General features: G+C 29.9%; 13 protein-coding genes and 4 tRNA genes. 3 read left to right on the forward strand and 14 right to left on the reverse strand.

Annotated elements, in window-relative coordinates; all coding sequences use genetic code 11:
- Positions 1 to 69: 69 nt before the first annotated feature.
- Positions 70 to 1,182 carry an aspartate-semialdehyde dehydrogenase gene (gene asd / locus BTURN675_RS02845; protein WP_046289144.1) on the reverse strand — a complete coding sequence of 371 codons (1,113 nt, stop codon included), beginning with the start codon at positions 1,180 to 1,182 and terminating at the stop codon, positions 70 to 72.
- A gap of 234 nt (positions 1,183 to 1,416) precedes the next feature.
- Here asd and BTURN675_RS02850 point away from each other — a divergent pair, with 234 nt between their 5' ends.
- Positions 1,417 to 2,010, forward strand: coding sequence for a YhgN family NAAT transporter (locus BTURN675_RS02850; protein ID WP_046289014.1), 594 nt, complete (start codon positions 1,417 to 1,419; stop codon positions 2,008 to 2,010).
- Positions 2,011 to 2,509: 499 nt separating this feature from the next.
- Here BTURN675_RS02850 and yigL read toward each other — a convergent pair whose 3' ends face one another.
- The 4 genes from yigL to dapF all read right to left on the reverse strand — a co-directional run bounded on the left by yigL (position 2,510) and on the right by dapF (position 7,780).
- Positions 2,510 to 3,316 (reverse strand): sugar/pyridoxal phosphate phosphatase YigL, encoded by an 807-nt coding sequence (yigL, locus tag BTURN675_RS02855; protein WP_046289015.1) that lies wholly within the window; start codon positions 3,314 to 3,316, stop codon positions 2,510 to 2,512.
- 489 nt (positions 3,317 to 3,805) lie between these two features.
- Positions 3,806 to 4,753 (reverse strand): CorA family divalent cation transporter, encoded by a 948-nt coding sequence (locus BTURN675_RS02860; RefSeq protein WP_046289016.1) that lies wholly within the window; start codon positions 4,751 to 4,753, stop codon positions 3,806 to 3,808.
- Positions 4,754 to 5,945: 1,192 nt separating this feature from the next.
- A complete protein-coding gene (gene yigB / locus BTURN675_RS02865; protein WP_046289145.1) occupies positions 5,946 to 6,668 on the reverse strand; it encodes a 5-amino-6-(5-phospho-D-ribitylamino)uracil phosphatase YigB in 723 nt (240 codons plus the stop codon).
- 254 nt (positions 6,669 to 6,922) lie between these two features.
- Positions 6,923 to 7,780: a diaminopimelate epimerase gene (dapF, locus tag BTURN675_RS02870; protein WP_046289017.1), complete on the reverse strand. Its 858-nt coding sequence runs from the start codon at positions 7,778 to 7,780 to the stop codon at positions 6,923 to 6,925.
- A gap of 981 nt (positions 7,781 to 8,761) precedes the next feature.
- Between dapF and hemC the strand changes: the two genes are divergently transcribed.
- Complete coding sequence (hemC, locus tag BTURN675_RS02875) at positions 8,762 to 9,685, forward strand: hydroxymethylbilane synthase (protein ID WP_046289018.1); 924 nt, start codon at positions 8,762 to 8,764, stop codon at positions 9,683 to 9,685.
- Positions 9,686 to 9,714: 29 nt separating this feature from the next.
- The gene (locus BTURN675_RS02880) at positions 9,715 to 10,470 is read left to right on the forward strand and encodes a uroporphyrinogen-III synthase (RefSeq protein ID WP_046289019.1); all 756 of its coding nucleotides are present in this window, start codon (positions 9,715 to 9,717) and stop codon (positions 10,468 to 10,470) included.
- Between the two features lie 163 nt (positions 10,471 to 10,633).
- On the opposite strand, the gene BTURN675_RS02885 is transcribed toward BTURN675_RS02880, so the two are convergent.
- From BTURN675_RS02885 to ilvD, 9 genes are all read right to left on the reverse strand, one after another.
- Positions 10,634 to 10,707 (reverse strand) — tRNA-Pro (locus tag BTURN675_RS02885).
- A 58-nt stretch (positions 10,708 to 10,765) separates the two neighbouring features.
- A tRNA-Leu gene (locus BTURN675_RS02890) sits at positions 10,766 to 10,852 on the reverse strand.
- A 53-nt stretch (positions 10,853 to 10,905) separates the two neighbouring features.
- A tRNA-His gene (locus BTURN675_RS02895) sits at positions 10,906 to 10,978 on the reverse strand.
- A 53-nt stretch (positions 10,979 to 11,031) separates the two neighbouring features.
- A tRNA-Arg gene (locus tag BTURN675_RS02900) sits at positions 11,032 to 11,105 on the reverse strand.
- Between the two features lie 189 nt (positions 11,106 to 11,294).
- Positions 11,295 to 12,554 carry a transcription termination factor Rho gene (gene rho, locus BTURN675_RS02905; protein WP_046289020.1) on the reverse strand — a complete coding sequence of 420 codons (1,260 nt, stop codon included), beginning with the start codon at positions 12,552 to 12,554 and terminating at the stop codon, positions 11,295 to 11,297.
- 396 nt (positions 12,555 to 12,950) lie between these two features.
- Positions 12,951 to 13,286 (reverse strand): thioredoxin, encoded by a 336-nt coding sequence (gene trxA, locus BTURN675_RS02910; RefSeq protein ID WP_046289021.1) that lies wholly within the window; start codon positions 13,284 to 13,286, stop codon positions 12,951 to 12,953.
- An 86-nt stretch (positions 13,287 to 13,372) separates the two neighbouring features.
- Positions 13,373 to 14,848 carry a ketol-acid reductoisomerase gene (gene ilvC, locus BTURN675_RS02915; protein WP_046289022.1) on the reverse strand — a complete coding sequence of 492 codons (1,476 nt, stop codon included), beginning with the start codon at positions 14,846 to 14,848 and terminating at the stop codon, positions 13,373 to 13,375.
- A gap of 339 nt (positions 14,849 to 15,187) precedes the next feature.
- Positions 15,188 to 16,753, reverse strand: a complete 1,566-nt coding sequence (ilvA, locus tag BTURN675_RS02920; RefSeq protein WP_046289146.1) for a threonine ammonia-lyase, biosynthetic — start codon at positions 16,751 to 16,753, stop codon at positions 15,188 to 15,190.
- 23 nt (positions 16,754 to 16,776) lie between these two features.
- On the reverse strand, positions 16,777 to 18,624 hold the full coding sequence (ilvD, locus tag BTURN675_RS02925) for a dihydroxy-acid dehydratase (protein WP_046289023.1): 1,848 nt from the start codon (positions 18,622 to 18,624) through the stop codon (positions 16,777 to 16,779).
- Positions 18,625 to 18,677 lie beyond the last annotated feature (53 nt).

The raw sequence follows: 18,677 nt of genomic DNA on the forward strand, positions 1-18,677 counted from the left end.
AACATAATAATCACATAACAATAATATTTTAAAAAAACAACACGATTACCATATTAACAAAACAAAAAATCACAACAATTTCAGTAACATTCTTCGCAAAGGCTCAGCAGCACCCCACAACAACTGATCACCGATACTAAACGCTGATAAATAAAGGGAACCAATATTCATTTTCCTAAGACGCCCAATCGGTACATTCAATGTCCCACTAACAGCCACCGGAGTTAACTCATGCAATGAACAATCAGGATCATTGGGAATAACACGAACCCACCGATTATGAGCAGATATAATCTTCTCAATATTTAATAAAGAAACATCTTTCTTTAATTTAATAGTAAAACACTGAGCATGACAACGTAATGATCCCACACGCACACATACACCATCTATACACACTGTATCATCATCCACAATTCCAAGAATTTTATTAGTTTCTGATTGACCTTTCCATTCTTCTCTGCTTTGCCCCTTATTGTCTGAAATTTTATCAATCCAAGGAATCAAACTACCAGCTAGAGGGACACGAAAACAATCAACATATAACGAATTACCACGACTTAATTGTGTTACCTTTCGCTCAATTTCTAAAATTGATGCAGATGGATCATGTAATAAATCAACTACTATATTATACAATTGTCCCATCTGTAATAATAACTCACGAATTCCCTGTGCACCATAACCAGAAGCAGCCTGATAAGTAGATACAGATATCCATTCTATTAAATTTTCTGCAAATAAACCCCCTAAAGACATTAGCATTAAACTAACCGTACAATTACCTCCAATAAATGTTTTCACACCCTGATCAATAGCACGATCTATTAATTTACTATTAACCGGATCTAAAATAATAATACTATCATCCTGCATTCTTAATAATGAAGCACTATCAATCCAATAACCCAACCAACCATTCTCTCTTAATTGTGAATACACCACACTAGTATACTCACTCCCTTGACAAGTAACAATAATATCTAATTCGCTTAATAAGTCTAAATTCCAAGCATTCTGCAAAACTTGTCGCTGATCATTAATAGTTAAAATAGATTGACCAAACTGTGATGTAGAAAAAAAAACAGAGGAAATATTCTTAAAATCATGTTCCTCATGCATTCGATGCATAAGTACGGAACCAACCATACCCCGCCAACCGATAAAACCAACCCGTTTCATATGATTTATCTCTAAAATTTTTGATTTTTTAACTAACCCATTACTTTTATCAAACAAAACAAAAATCTTAAGTATCTTAAAATATAGTACCATCCAGTTAAATATATACTACACATATATACTCAAAATTGAGTATATACTTTATTATAACATCATATCAAATAAATTTTATTATTTAAGATACATATAAATTTAGTATTATACATTAAAGATACTACCAAAAAGGAATTAATAATGAACGAAATGATATCATCTATAATTTTATTGTTCTTAATCATGGATCCTATCGGTAATTTACCAATTTTTATGTCAGTTCTTAAACATATAGAACCCAAAAGACGACAAATTATTGTTATTAGAGAAATGTTAATTGCATTATTGCTTATGTTAATTTTTTTATTTATTGGCGAACATATTTTATCTTTTCTTAATCTACATACAGAAACAGTATCGATTTCTGGAGGAATCATTTTATTTCTCATTGCCATTAAAATGATTTTTCCTACCACGGAAGGTAATAACACAAACACAACAAACGGAGAAGAACCATTTTTAGTACCACTTGCCATTCCTTTAGTAGCTGGACCATCAGTTTTAGCAACATTATTACTATTATCACACCAATATCCTGATCAATTAAATCTATTAACACTATCATTACTAATTGCTTGGGCACTATCAATGCTTATATTGATGCTTTCTAACGTATTTTCACACTTGCTAGGGGATAAAGGAATTAGTGCATTAGAAAGATTAATGGGATTATTACTTATAATGATTTCCACTCAAATGTTACTTGATGGCATACGAGATTATCTCAATAAATAATAGCAAAAATAAAACTTATCTACTACAATAATAAGCTGCAAAAATAATATCAACTACTGTAATTACATATTAACAATATAATATTAAAAATATAAATATAACGAATTTTACATTTTATAGAAATTTACCAATAAAACATTAACAATTATTTAAAATTATTTTTCTATAAAATGCATGCGATTTTAACTTTAGTTAACATTGAAATTGTAACATTAAAATTAACTCTTCAATTAATATTTAAATTTTAAAAACTTTTATTACATTTAATTCACTCAAGCTTTAGCTAATAATATTAATAATAAATACGATTGCCACCAATAAACATTACAACTAACATCTGAAATAACAATATGAATTTTTTTAATAACAATAAACAATATAAAAATAAAAAATTAACAAACATTATAAATTTTAAATAACTAAAAATACAAAACAACAATCATTTCATCTAATAATAAATTACATTCTATACAAAAAACAAATTAATACAGATACACACTTAAATTCCCAAAAACAATGATTGCAAATAACGAGGCACAGCATCATCTTCATTGCTACCAATAACTTCTAAAAACGGTAATGTATCCTTTAAAAGTTGATGAGCATTACCCATAATGCATCCCTTTCCAGCCATCGCCAACATTTCCCTGTCATTCATTCCATCCCCAAAAGAAATACAATCTTTCAAACTATACCCTAAAATATCCACCACCCGTGCTAAAGTATGACCTTTAGAAACACCAATAGGCATCACTTCAAGACACATAGGTAATGAAAAACTAATATTAATATAATCACCCCAACGATGCTTCAATAAATTTTCTAACACTAGTAAACGATTACAATCTGCACTAGTAAAATATATCTTGCAAATACCATCTGTAGGTAATTCATCCTGCTGATATACTTCATACGAAAACCCAAACTCACGAAAAAAATGTTCATGATCCATCCTATCACGATTAATAAACCATTGATCATTCCTAAAAATATTAATAAGAATTTTCTCATCCCTAGATACCACATTTAATAATTCACCAGCAATAACTGGATCTAAATCATAAGACAATATCAACTCTCCCAAAACATTATGCACGCGAGAACCATTAGAAGTAATCATATATGCGTCAATTTTTAAACTATCACGTATTTTAATGACATTAACATGATGACGCCCGGTAGCAAAAATAAAATGCACTCCATAAGAAGAAGTTAACAAACGTAATACATTTTTGGTGAAATCAGTTAAATTATGAGCCGGAGATAACAATGTACCATCTAAATCAGATGCAATAATAGCAAACATATACAAATCCTTTATAATTATTCATTTAATATAATACCTATTTTACTAATATAATTTTTAAATTAACAATAAACAAAAATACATATCGAACTAATCATCATTCAAATAACCACAATTACTAATAACACACATAATATACATATATTAACTTCCATACATATCACATCATAATTACATATTAAAAAATAAAATATAAATAAATAAAAATTTCATTCCTCATTCTAAATGTTTAAAATATAATAAACGTAACTATATACTCAATCAATTCTCACATAATAAAATATCAATATAAATATAAGACACCAAATGTAAAACACTATGTCAGTAAATGACACATTATACAAATCGTATCACAGAAAAACAATCATCATAATCTTTTACAATTAAATATTTCAAATAAACCATATTAAATAATAAAAAACAATATGATATTTATTAATTCAAATATTAACAATATAAATTATTATATAACAACATAACACCATTATATTATAACCATTTTTTGTATCTAAAATAAATATAAGGTGCTATACCAGATAATACCATTAATATAATAGCAGCAGGATACCCAAACGACCATCTCAATTCGGGCATAAACTCAAAATTCATACCATAACTAGAAGCAACCAAGGTAGGCGGTAAAAAAATTACCGATAAAATTTTAATAATTCTATTCTGTTCAATACTAATAAAATTCATAATTATTTGTATTAAAAAATGAATCTTTTTAAACAAAGATTCATTATGAAACAATAAAAAATCAATATAAGTAACAATATCCTTTGCTCCTTTATAACCAGATAAAGGTAATGCAACTTTATTAATTAAAAAATAAATCACCCGTTGAATATCTAATAAAGATAAACGAATTTTCCAACCCAATCTTTCTAACCATGAAAGATCGGAAAGTATACCGTCATACTCACAAATTGGCAATCCATTAGTAACTACAAGACTTAAATCTTCTAAATTTTTATAAAAAACTTTCATTTTATCCGACAAATAATCAAGAGAAATTTCAAATAAAGTTAACAACAACATATAAACATTCCCTTGTACTAAAGGATACTGTTCAATACATATTTGATAGCAAAACAAAATAGAAATATTCCTATCACAAAACGTGTAAAGACGATTATCACAAATAACAAAAGAAATAATAACACTATTGATAAAACCAGAAGGATCTTCATACAAAAAAAATGCACGTACACATAAAACATTCTCATCACGCAAATGATACAATGTTTTATGTATATTACTAAATTTCAAAAATTTAACTAAATTATCTCCTAATATAGTATATATCAATCTATACTCATAATCAGTGGGATTAATTAAATCAACCCAAATTGACCCAATTAATTCACTAAACTCAAAATTTTGTATATCAATAGGATATAAATATTGATTTTTTAATTGAAACGCAACAAACATACGCCATTATTTCCTTATCCGGCATAAATACAAAACTACAACAACTAAATTTTAAAAAACACAACAATCTCAAAAGAAACTAAAATAATTTAATAATAAATAAAACAATTTTACATGCACCATCAATCAAACTAATAAAACCCAAGTATATCATTATAATTAATAACATAAATTTTATCTAGCTAATTTATACATTTCACATATAAATATTCTCAACAATAAATAAACATATACTAACTCACATAATCATAAACATCCAAACATCAATATAAAATATATATACACCATTTCACTAATTAATATACCACCCAAAAATTAAATATACTAAAACAATACTTATATTTAAAATATCTAATATATTCATTGTCAATATTATTGAATTCTCTTAATCAAAATAAAAGTCAAATCATTCAAAATTATTTTCAAATAACATAATTAAACATATTGAACAAATAAATCAAAAAATTCTATTAATTATTCCAAAACAACAATTTTAAAATATATAAAATCATTTTAAAATCACTAATATTTACTAAATATACCATAAAAAATAAAATAACTATAATATTTAATTAATTACTAACTTTACACAACAATCAATCATAAAAAAATAAACAAAAAATATACCGACATAACTACATTGTGTACATTAAAAAAATCAAAATTACAATAAAAATATTAAATATAATAATCTTAAATTGATATATAATTCATGAAAACTTTAAAATAAAAATGTCATAAAAATAATCTAATCCTAAAAATTAAAAATTTGAAAATAACAAATAATATATTATTATCAACTAATAATAATACACTCTACTAATATTATATAATAATGAACAACTATCAACTATCCACATAATATACAAACACAAAAAAAACGAAACTATTGTTATTCATAATCTATACCTACAAACAAATAATTTACCAACTACACAACTAACACACAATCACAAAAAACATTTACACACTATTCAAAAAACAAATACCAAACAAAAAAAACAACAACACAATACACAAATAAACAATATTCAGATAAAAATAATAAAAATACATAACATAATAAATATCAAATTTTAAATAATATACTTTAATATTCAATACTTTACTATAAAGAAAGTACCAGTAAACATTATCAACATATACGCAAATACTAACATAACCCCTATAAACAATAAACAAACTTCACTGACTACAATAAATTTGTCAATGAAAATAAAGATGAAATTTTTACATGAGGAGAAAAGTGTCTACTAATACCATAATAAACAGGCACGTAATTAACATATTCATATATCCAACAAGATTGCATACCAGAAATAATTGCCCCCATAACGTCCATAATCAAACTATCACCAATATGTAAAATATTCTTACAAGGCAACCCCAACTTTTTAGCTGCCAAAGAATACATATCTCCATAAGGCTTGGCTTTCCCATCCCTTCCTGCACGAAAAATATAAGAAAAATAACCTGACAACCCACAATAATCAGGATCCAAATTACCATTGGTAATAGCCACTAACGGCCACCTAGAAGCTAATTCTAATAATACATTGCACACATTTACCGATATATTAACTTGACTACGCCAACGAATAATAATATCCATAGCACAATCCGAAGCAAAACCAGCCTCTCTTTTACTTAAACCAAAATTCAATAACATTAATTCTAACGATCTCCATCGCCAACACGTTACATCATGACAACCATTAGGATCTTGTTGATATAGCCACAAACGAAACTTATCACAATCACCTTGCTTGAGATTACATAAAACAGGATGATACCTTTTTAAAAACAATAATGCCTGATGCTCTGCATATGCAATAACCGAACGGTTATCATATAATGTATTATCAAAATCAAACGATAATGCAAATATTGGATTTAAATCACAACAAAAATACATATTTAATCCTTTAAAATTAATATGCACATAAAACAAACGAAAAATGAAACACACTACCTATCATATTCAAATAAAAACAATCTGAATATAACATACACCGCCGCTTGCTTATAGCACATAAAAAACTCATAAATATATCAAATATTTTTACTACCAATTTCTACATGTACATAACCATCTTTATAAACCATAAACATATCTCTAGATAAAATGTCTTATTAATATAAATAAATAATTACTAAAATGACCAAAATTTATATTGTATCACCAATATCTTTACTAATATATATATATCCATCATAAACATGAGTAGCCGGACCATACATGTATAATGAATGACCAACACCCTCCCAATTAATCATTAAACTACCACCCAATAAATCTACTGCGACACAATGAGACAATAAGCCTTGTCGAATACCAACAGAAACCGCTGCACAAGCAGCACTGCCACAAGATCGTGTCTCACCTACACCTCTCTCATGAACACGTAAACGAATATGATTATCACTCACGATTTCCATAAAACTAATATTAGCCCTTTCAGGAAAATAATGATAATTTTCCAAAATCGGGCCAAGAACTGATACCTCAGCAACTTGTACATCTTTCACAATCAACACACAATGCGGATTACCCATAGATACCGTCCAAAATGTTATTTCACGACCAGCAATAAAAACAAAAAAAGAATCATTTAACGAATCATTACTCAAACAAGAAGACAACGGAACTTTCTTCGAATCAAACTCAGGTTCTCCCATATCGACACATATCTCATTATCTAAAATAAACAGCATCATACGCCTAGTTTTAGTAGCAACACATATACTTGATTTATTCGTTAATTTTTTCCTATGAACGAATTGTGCTAAACAACGCACTCCATTAGCACATTGGTACACTTCTTGACCGTCAGAATTAAATATACGATAACAAAAATCAACATCCAACTGATCAGAAGATTCTATAAGCAATAACTGATCAAAACCTACTCCATGGTGACGATCAGATAAAAAACGTACAACAGATGAAGACAACGAAACATATTGAGTTATAGAATCCACCACCATAAAATCATTACCTAAACCATGCATTTTAGAAAATTGCATTTTATACTCCAATAATTATCATACTAACACTTATCATTTAACACTCGCGCAATTATTACAATTCTATAAGCTCAAAATATCAATAACTACACTATACTCAAAAAAATACTCTTATTTAAAATAACATCACATACTATATCTGATAAATCAGCATATCATATACATCATATACTAATAATCAAATACAATAATTAAATATATTTTGAAACATAAAATACTTTAAAAATACTATACTTTTAATAATAATTGAATTATTAACAAACACAAAATTCACAATATATTATTAAATCATTTTTGTTCTAATAAAAAAATAATAAAACTCAACATAAATAATACCACTATGTACATATATATTTATTAAAAAAAATTAATATACTCAAAATAATCAAAATCTATATATTTATACATACCGTCATAAACATTAAATTAAAATATAATATCCCAATCACAATTGTATCAAAATAATATATAAACTAAAATATCGTATATTACATTAATATAAAATAACACAAAAAACAAAAAAAGATATTTTAATACCTACAAACATAAACCATTCAATCAATAATAATATAATTAACTAATAAATTAATTATAAACTACACATTACATTTAAGAATTTCAAACTAACACAAACACTACTTTAATGAACAATAAAACCATCTCACAAAATCCACTATACATAACACAAAAATATCACTCAAAATACATATAATATAATAAAATTTAACATATTATAAAAAAGTATTATCATATTTTATCATAACAAAATTGCACAAAACATACCATATAACATTCATACTAATCTTCACTGCACATCAATCAAAATAAAATTAAAATAAACAAACACAAACCAACACATAATTAACACACCAAAAACACCTTATCTAATTATTTAATATTATGAAAAACCATTCAATTTTACATAAAATATTATTACTAATAATTTTAAAACATTAACCAAAAAATCTGGTAAAATTAATAATGCATCAAAAATACCTACGAATAGCCACTCGACAAAGTCGATTAGCACTCTGGCAAGCAACCTATGTGTCTAACATATTACAACAATATCATCCAAATTTAAAAATAAAACTAGTACCAATAATTACAATAGGAGATATTTTCAATATACATAAAAAAACACAAGAAAAAAGAAAAGGATTATTCATTAAAGAACTAGAATATGCACTCCTTGAAAACCGTGCAGATATTGCTGTACACTCAGTAAAAGATGTCACTATTGCTTTTCCACAAGGGCTCGGGCTACCAATAATATGCAAAAGAGATGATCCCAGAGATAGCTTTATTAGTCTTAAATACCCTAATATCCGTTCCTTACCAATCGGTGCTACAGTGGGAACATCCAGTTTACGAAGACAATGCCTATTACACGAACAACGACCAGATCTGTCAGTTCAACATTTACGGGGCAATATAGATACTAGATTAAAAAAATTACACCAAGGGAAATATGATGCAATTATTTTATCAATTGCTGCTCTAAAACGATTATCTTTAGAACATTATGTTAGTACGGTAATCGAACCAGACGAATTTCTTCCAGCTATAGGACAAGGAACAATTGGTATTGAATGTCGATTAAACGATACATCCACTTTAAATCTTCTAGAACCATTACATCATAAAAAAACAGCAACATGCATTACCGCAGAACGAGCTATAAATTTACACTTACAAGGATATTGCCGATTACCAATAGCCGGTTATGCAAAAATTGTAAAAAACAAAATATGGCTACGTGCATTGCTTGGTTTAATACACGAAAAAATAATCATTCGGAGCGAAGGTAAAGATTCTTTTGATAATGCAGAACAACTAGGATACAAAATCGCCAAAGAACTTTTATATAAAAAAAGAAAATATACTATCTATCCCCACATATAATATTCAAAAAAAATCATTACGATAATATCATGACTATTTTAATCACTCGACCCTCTCCATATGGAGAACAATTGGTATATCAACTAAATTCTGCCGGTAAAACAGCATGGCATTTACCACTAATCACTTTCTCTCCAGGAACTGATCTATTATTATTAGAAGAACAACTAAAAACACTGTCAAATAACGATTTTCTCTTCGTGATGTCTCAAACTGCTATTAATTATGCACACTCACGACTAATAACACTCAATATGACATGGCCAAAACAAATACATTATTACGCTATTGGATACGCTACAGCTTTAAAAACACACAAATGTACCAAAATTACCCCAATTTTGTATCCAAAAACTAAAGAAACTAGTGAAGAATTACTACGATTGCCAACACTAAATAATAACCGAATACAAGGAAAACAAGCGTTAATACTCTCTGGCAATAAAAGACGAACAATACTACAAAAAACGTTACAAAAAAGAGGATTCCAAGTTATAAATTGTCAATCCTATTCTCAAATACCTATTCAATATAACGGGGAAGAAAAAACACAATTTATGCTAAAAATAGGAATTACTACAATAGTAATAACTAGCCAAGAAATACTACAACACTTATATAACTTAATACCAAACTACCATAGAAAAACATGGCTTATAAACTGCAAACTAATAGTAATTAGTAACAGATTAGCCATACACGCTAAAATACTAGGTTGGAAAAATATTACTATCGTAACCACAACAAACAAAAAAAAACTAATAAATACACTACTAAATATATAATAATACACAACAATAGTTATAAAAAAAATTTCAAAAAAACACAAAACTAAACCAACTTATAATCCAAAAACAAACTTATAAAAAACTATAACAAAATACATAATAATACTGCTATTACTCTATCGGAAACTAATATTTTCGCACTTAAAAAAACTCTTAAAAATCGGCGAGAGAGGATTTGAACCTCCGACCCGCTGGTCCCAAACCAGCTGCGCTACCAAACTGCGCTACTCGCCGTTTCAATCACATTGAAAATAATATATGATTACAATAAATATATTTTATCCTATAACATTGCGAAGGAAGGGATTCGAACCCTTACATCTAAAACAAAGATACTAATATCTGAAACTAGCGCGTATACCAATTCCGCCACCTCCGCAAAATAAATATTTAAAATAATTCTACCCTACTTTTAATCAAAATATATAACTGGGTGATTGATGGGATTCGAACCCACGACGACTGGAACCACAATCCAGGGCTCTACCTGCTGAGCTACAATCACCATTTTTTTACAATTTTATCCTATACACCGCTATACAAGACAGACATAATACACGCGTCCGACAGGATTTGAACCTGAAACCTCTGTCTTCGGAGGACAGTGCTCTTCCAAAATAAGCTACGGACGCCAATATACCTTTATAAAATATTTTAAAACTAAAGTATTTTAAAACTATTAATAATTATCACAACAACACTTTCACATTCAATACCATCACACTGACAACAATAATTAAACAAATTCTAGTTAAAGACACCATAAAACTCAACATTACAACAAAAATTTATCAAAAAAACAAATAAAAATATTAATTGAATCAAGCACGTTTCATCATATCAAAGAATTCATTATTAGTTCTCGTCATTGATAATTTATTCATCATAAACTCCATAGCGTCAATTTCCCCCATTGGATGAATAATTTTACGCAAAATCCATATTTTTTGTAACTCATCTTGAGTAGTTAATAACTCTTCTTTTCGAGTACCTGAACGATTATAATCAATAGCAGGAAACACTCGCTTTTCAGCAATTTTTCTAGAAAGATGCAGTTCCATATTACCGGTTCCTTTAAATTCTTCATAAATAATCTCATCCATTTTAGAACCGGTATCAATTAAAGCCGTAGCAATAATAGTCAAACTACCACCTTCTTCCATATTACGCGCCGCTCCAAAAAACCTCTTTGGACGATGCAAAGCGTTAGCATCAACACCCCCAGTTAAAACTTTTCCAGACGCTGGAACAATAGTATTATAAGCCCTTGCTAATCTAGTAATAGAATCTAATAAAATAACAACATCTTTTTTGTGTTCCACTAGACGCTTTGCTTTTTCAACAACCATTTCAGAAACTTGAACATGACGAGAAGCAGGTTCATCAAAAGTAGATGCAATTACTTCGCCTTTAACTAGCCGTTGCATTTCAGTAACCTCTTCAGGGCGCTCATCAATTAAAAGAACCATTAATACACAATCTGGATAATTATAAGTAATACTCTGAGCAATATTTTGTAATAATATGGTCTTACCAGCTTTTGGAGGCGCTACAATTAAACCTCGTTGACCACGACCAATTGGAGAGGCTAAATCTAAAACCCTAGCGGTTAAATCCTCAGTAGAACCATTACCTCTTTCCATACGTAATCTAGAATTAGCATGCAAAGGAGTTAAATTTTCGAACAAAATTTTATTTCGAGCATTTTCTGGCTTATCATAATTAACATCACTCACTTTCAATAATGCAAAATAACGTTCTCCCTCCTTTGGAGGACGAATTTTACCAGAAATAGTATCACCAGTTCGTAAATTAAACCGACGGATTTGACTAGGAGAAACATAAATATCATCTGGGCCAGCAAGATATGAACTATCACTAGAACGAAGAAATCCGAAACCATCTTGTAAAATTTCTAATACACCATCACCAAAAATATCCTCACCACTTTTAGCATGCTGTTTGAAAATAGCAAAAATAATATCTTGCTTACGCATACGAGCTAAATTTTCTAATCCCATGCCTTCACCAAGAATTACTAACTCAGGAACCGGCATATTTTTTAATTCGGTAAGATTCATAATTTTGAATTCTTAACTTGCGATAATACATCTTGCTCGAACGTAAAATGACATGACAAATGGTAATATGAATAAATCATATTTTTAAAAAAAGTAAACAAACCAAACCACCACTTCATAATCTTTTCAGATATGAAGAAACAATAATAAAGTATTATAATCAGACACAATTCAATTATAAAAAAATAAACAACACTCAACAAAATAATCACACACTTAACATATACCTAACTCATAAACAGTATAATCATACAACACTAAATCCTCCATAACCAGTATATTATTAAAAACAACGACAACCAGAAAACATTATAATAACACAAACATCAAAAAACGTCTACACAGATCATAACAAAAATAATTGCACATATCAAAATCCTACTACTGAAAAAAACTTTATAAATTAATATTTAAAAACTCACATAACTCCTTTTTTGATAACACACCAATTTTACTAGAAATCATCACACATTTTCGAAATAACAACAATGTTGGAATACTACGAATATTATATTTCTTAACTGTTAATGAATTCCCATCAACATTGAACTTCCCAAATTGCACTGTTTCATGATATTCAATAGCTATTTCATCAAATACAGGAGAAAATATTTTACATGGATTGCACCATTCTGCCCAAAAATCAACCAAAAACAATTTATTCTCCTGTGCCTGAAGATAACTATCAAAATTAACATCGTTTAACACAAGTACCAAACTGGTCTCTATCATAACTATTACACCTCATCATAACTACATAATAACTATCTATATTTATATTTATGATATAAAAAACTATCAACCCTCATCTATAATCCTCAAATAACTTCAACCACCTTCATATCCTGCATATTACTACGAAGAAACTTACCAATTTTTTCAATTGGATGATTGCGAATAATATGATTAACTTTATATAAATTAATGTTATCAACCTTAATATCTTTAACAAACATCCCTAAATCCTCAATTGTCAAATTAGAAGACATAAAACTACTTAACACAGGCGATGCAGAATCACTAAATAAATAACTACCATATTCAGCCGTATCAGAAATCACTAAATTCATTTCATTCAATCGTTTTCGAGCAATAGTATTAGCAATTAAAGGCAACTCATGAAGGGACTCATAATACGCTAACTCCTCACTAATACCACATTGCACCATAATTTCAAAAGATAACTCTACACCAGCACGTATCATAGCGACCATAAAAATACACCGATCAAAATACATCTGCTCATCAATATAATCTTGACACACTGGTGCTTGCTCAAAATTAGAAAAACTATTTTTTTCACGCCATTTTCTCAATTTAACATCATTATTTTTCCAATCTGATATTATTTCCTGAGAAAATGTACCAGTAATAATATTATTCATATGCTCTTCAAATAAAGGACGCAACAACACTTTTAACTTTTCAGATAAATCAAATACACGTATTTTACTACTATTAGACAAACGATCAAACATTAATGTAATCCCACCATGCTTTAAAGATTCAGTAATTACCGACCAACCATACTGAATTAACTTACCAGCATAAGATGCATCAATACCATTAGAAACCATCTTGTTAAAACATAAATCAGAACCAATTTGCAACATACCACATAATATCGTTTGTTCACCCATTAAATCCGATTTCACTTCCGCAACAAAAGATGTCTCTAAAACTCCAGCACGATGACTACCAATTGATTCTGCCCAAGACATTGCTAATAAAATACCTTCATGTTGTGGATCATTCTCAGAATGTACAGCAATTAAAGACGGAACACCAAACCCTCGACAATACTCCTCACGAACTTCAGTACCAGGACATTTCGGGGCAACCATAACAACAGTAATATCCTTTCTAATTTGTTCACCACACTCTACAATATGAAAACCATGCGAATAACCTAAAAAAGCTCCATATTTCATTAATGGTTGAATCCGTTTAACCACTTCAGAATGACACTTATCAGGAGCTAAATTAATTACTACATCAGACGATGGCACTATATTTTCATATGTACCAACCAAAAAACCATGTTTAAGCACATTCCGATAAGAAACTGTCTTGTGAACAATCGATTCATCACGTAAAATATATGAAACATCAATACCAGAATCCCTCATGTTTAAACCTTGATTTAAACCTTGCGAACCACATCCAATAATTGCAACTTTTTTAGTTTGTAAATATCCTACAACCTTAGAAAATTCTGAACGGTGAATAAATCGACACCTTTTTAAGTGCTTTACCTTTTGAAGAAACGTTAACGTACTAAAATAATCAACCATAATTTATCACTCCGCACTTAAATTTATAAATTACACCTAATTCAAAAAATATAAAAACAACATAAATAATCAAACAACATAACGTAATACAACTTTTGTAATTGTAATATATCACTTTTAAAATAAAAATACACAAAAAATCAAAAAAATGACAAAACATACAAACGCTAACAAACCACAATACAACAAATAAACAAACGCTTACACACAAACACACCTCAATAAAATATTCACGTATATCATAATCAATAATATAACAACAACACCTAGTTTTTCATCACTAACAAAAAAAAATCATCAACATCCTCACAACAAAATAATTTACTACACAAATTCTCATTAAAAATTATCACATACTTTATTCGATAAAAAAAAACGATATGCTGGACTAGCTGTCACGTCATGATAATTGTAACCTAATTTTGATAAATGATCATTGAATTCAGGTTCTTCAACATCTAACTCAAAACCAGCTAAAACGCGACCATAATTAGTACCGTAACTACGATAATGAAATAAAGAAATATTCCATCGAGTACCAAGAGTATGAAGAAATTTTAATAAAGCACCAGATAATTCCGGAAAATCAAAACTAAAAATACGTTCACGCAATCCTTTGGATAATTTTCCACCTATCATATATCTTATATGCAATTTAGCCATTTCATCATCAGACAAATCTACAACATCATAACCACCAACTTGTATTTCTTTAAGTATCTCCGTCTTTTCAGAACCACCTCGTAATAAACGAACACTAACAAATATACAAACCGTATTTGAATCATTATAACGATAATTAAATTCAGTAACAGATCGATTACCTAATAATTTACAAAACTCCAAAAATCCACCTTTCACTTTAGGAATAGTCACAGCCATTAATACTTCACGTTGTTCACCCAATTCACACCGTTCCGAAACATAACGTAATTCATGAAAATTAACATTCGCACCAGAAAGAACATGAGCTAACCTCTCCCCCTGAAGATTACGCACCTGAATATATTTCTTCATTCCAGCTAAAGCTAATGCCCCTGAAGGTTCAGCAATAGCACGAACATCTTCAAACAAATCCTTAACAGCCGCACATATAGCATCACTATCAACGGTAATAACATCATCTAAATACTTTCGACACAAACGAAACGTTTCATGACCCACACAACGCACAGCTACACCTTCAGCAAATAAACCAATTTTATGCAAATATACAGGACCCCCCGCAGATAAAGCCGCACACAAAGATGCAGACTCTTCAGCCTCAACACCTATAACTTTAATATGGGGCATTAAATGCTTAATTAATACAGAAACTCCTGCAGCCAATCCACCACCACCAACAGGTATAAAAACACGATCTAAACTAGTATCTTGTTGCAATAGTTCCATTGCTAACGTAGCTTGCCCAGCAATAATTGCAGGATGATCAAATGGAGGAATAAAAGTTAAATTACGCTCTTTAGCTAATCGTATAGCCTCCAATTGTGCTTCATCAAAATTAGCTCCCCATAATATCAACTCTCCACCAAATCCCCGTACTGCATTTATTTTAATATCTGCAGTATTTTTAGGCATTACAATTAACGAAAAAATACCAAGTTTTCTTGCAGAAAGAGCTACCCCTTGAGCATGATTACCTGCTGAAGCAGTAATAACCCCACGAGACTTTTTTACATTACTTAAACTGGAAATCATCGCATAAGCACCCCTCAATTTAAAACTATGTACCAACTGTCTATCTTCACGCTTTACTAATATAGTATTAGAAAAACGTTCAGAAAGATTTTTCATAATTTGTAACGGGGTAACTTTAACTACCTCATATACTTGAGAACGTAAAGCAGCACGTAAATACTCCACCGGACGGGGCATAGCAGAAAGACCACCATTAAAATCTTTCATAATCATTAAATCACTCACCTTACTTACAATAACTGAGATTTATCACGTACCGCACCTTTATCAGCACTAGTAGCTAATTGAGCATATGCTTTTAAAGCAAAAGAAATATTTCTAATTCTACTACGCGGAGTCCACGCTCGATGCATACGAGCTAATTCCATACTTTTACGACTTTCTAATTCAATATCTGAAACATTTAAAACAATACTACGATCAAAAATATTAATATCGATCATATCTCCATCACATACTAAACCTATCAAACCAGCACTAGCAGCTTCTGGAGAAATATGACCTATAGATAAACCAGAAGTACCACCAGAAAAACGACCATCTGTAATCAACCCACAAGATTTATCTAACTTCATAGATTTAAGAAAAGAAGTGGGATACAACATTTCTTGCATACCTGGGCCACCCTTTGGCCCTTCATAACGAATCACTATTACAGTACCTGGTAAAATCCCACCAGACAATATAGCGTCTGACGCTTCCTCCTGACTTTCATATACTTTCGCTGTACCAGAAAATTTTCGCATATTAAACGCCACCCCTGCGGTTTTTATTAAACACCCATTTGCAGCGAGATTCCCATAAAGTACTGCTAAACCTCCATATTGACTATATGCATATTCACAAGAACGAATACAGCCATAACGGCGATCAGTATCCAATGAAGGCCAGCGACATCTTTGAGTAAAAGCCTCACTAGTACGAATTCCTGCAGGTGCTGCAGAATACATGCTTCTTACAGAAGCATTATTAGAAACCATAACATCATAACATGTTAATATTTCTGATAATGATTTTCCAATCACATTACAAACGCCCTGATTTAAAAAACCTGCACGATCTAATTCCCCTAAAATACCTATCACACCTCCCGCACGATGAAGATCTTCCATATAATATTGATTTGTATTTGGAGACAACTTACACAAATGAGGAATATTCCGAGATAAACGATCCACATCCGATATTGTAAAATCTATATCACCTTCCTGTGCCGAAGCTAATAAATGCAAAACAGTATTAGTTGAACCACCCATAGCAATATCCAACATCATAGCATTTTCAAAAGCTAATTTATTAGCAATACTTCTCGGTAATACAGTGTCATCATTGTCCTCATAAAACGACTTGGTTAATTTAACAATATAGCGACCCGCATCTACAAATAATTTTTTACGATCATAATGAGTTGCCAATAAGGAACCATTTCCAGGCTGAGCCAATCCTAAAGCTTCAAGCAAACAATTCATAGAATTAGCAGTAAACATACCGGAACATGAACCACAAGTTGGACACGATAAACTTTCAATGTAACGACTATCACCATCAGAAATAGTAGAATCAGCCCCATAAACAATAGCATCTACTAAACTTAATCTAACATTCTTATTAAAGAATACAGCTCTACCAGATTCCATGGGGCCACCAGACACAAAAATTGTTGGAATATTTAAACGTAGAGCAGCCATCAACATCCCAGGAGTAATCTTATCACAATTAGAAATACACACCATTGCATCTACACAATGAGCATTAATCACATACTCTATAGAATCAGCAATTAACTCTCTAGACGGCAAAGAATATAACATGCCACTATGTCCCATCGCAATTCCATCATCTATAGCAATAGTATTAAATTCTCTCGCAATACCACCACAAGCATAAATTTCTTGTGCTACCAACTGCCCTACATTTCGCAAATGAATATGACCAGGAACAAATTGACTAAAAGAATTAACAACAGCAATAATCATTTTTCCAAAATCAGAATCAGTCATACCAGTCGCACGCCATAAAGCACGAGCACCAGACATATTTCTACCAGAAATAGTAGCAAAAGAACGGTACTTAGACATAATTAATTACAACCCCGCCGGTAATATTATAGATGTTTATTATTGTAACCTAC

The sequence above is a fragment of the Blochmannia endosymbiont of Polyrhachis (Hedomyrma) turneri genome, from assembly GCF_000973505.1.
In the GTDB taxonomy this organism is placed as follows: Bacteria; Pseudomonadota; Gammaproteobacteria; order Enterobacterales; family Enterobacteriaceae; genus Blochmanniella.

Excerpts from the sequence above, each read along its gene's own strand:
- asd (WP_046289144.1), bottom strand. The coding sequence starts at position 1,182 with ATGAAACGGGTTGGTTTTATCGGTTGGCGGGGTATGGTTGGTTCCGTA.
- BTURN675_RS02850 (WP_046289014.1), top strand. The coding sequence starts at position 1,417 with ATGAACGAAATGATATCATCTATAATTTTATTGTTCTTAATCATGGAT.
- yigL (WP_046289015.1), bottom strand. The coding sequence starts at position 3,316 with ATGTTTGCTATTATTGCATCTGATTTAGATGGTACATTGTTATCTCCG.
- BTURN675_RS02860 (WP_046289016.1), bottom strand. The coding sequence starts at position 4,753 with ATGTTTGTTGCGTTTCAATTAAAAAATCAATATTTATATCCTATTGAT.
- yigB (WP_046289145.1), bottom strand. The coding sequence starts at position 6,668 with ATGTATTTTTGTTGTGATTTAAATCCAATATTTGCATTATCGTTTGAT.
- dapF (WP_046289017.1), bottom strand. The coding sequence starts at position 7,780 with ATGCAATTTTCTAAAATGCATGGTTTAGGTAATGATTTTATGGTGGTG.
- hemC (WP_046289018.1), top strand. The coding sequence starts at position 8,762 with ATGCATCAAAAATACCTACGAATAGCCACTCGACAAAGTCGATTAGCA.
- BTURN675_RS02880 (WP_046289019.1), top strand. The coding sequence starts at position 9,715 with ATGACTATTTTAATCACTCGACCCTCTCCATATGGAGAACAATTGGTA.
- rho (WP_046289020.1), bottom strand. The coding sequence starts at position 12,554 with ATGAATCTTACCGAATTAAAAAATATGCCGGTTCCTGAGTTAGTAATT.
- trxA (WP_046289021.1), bottom strand. The coding sequence starts at position 13,286 with ATGATAGAGACCAGTTTGGTACTTGTGTTAAACGATGTTAATTTTGAT.
- ilvC (WP_046289022.1), bottom strand. The coding sequence starts at position 14,848 with ATGGTTGATTATTTTAGTACGTTAACGTTTCTTCAAAAGGTAAAGCAC.
- ilvA (WP_046289146.1), bottom strand. The coding sequence starts at position 16,753 with ATGAAAGATTTTAATGGTGGTCTTTCTGCTATGCCCCGTCCGGTGGAG.
- ilvD (WP_046289023.1), bottom strand. The coding sequence starts at position 18,624 with ATGTCTAAGTACCGTTCTTTTGCTACTATTTCTGGTAGAAATATGTCT.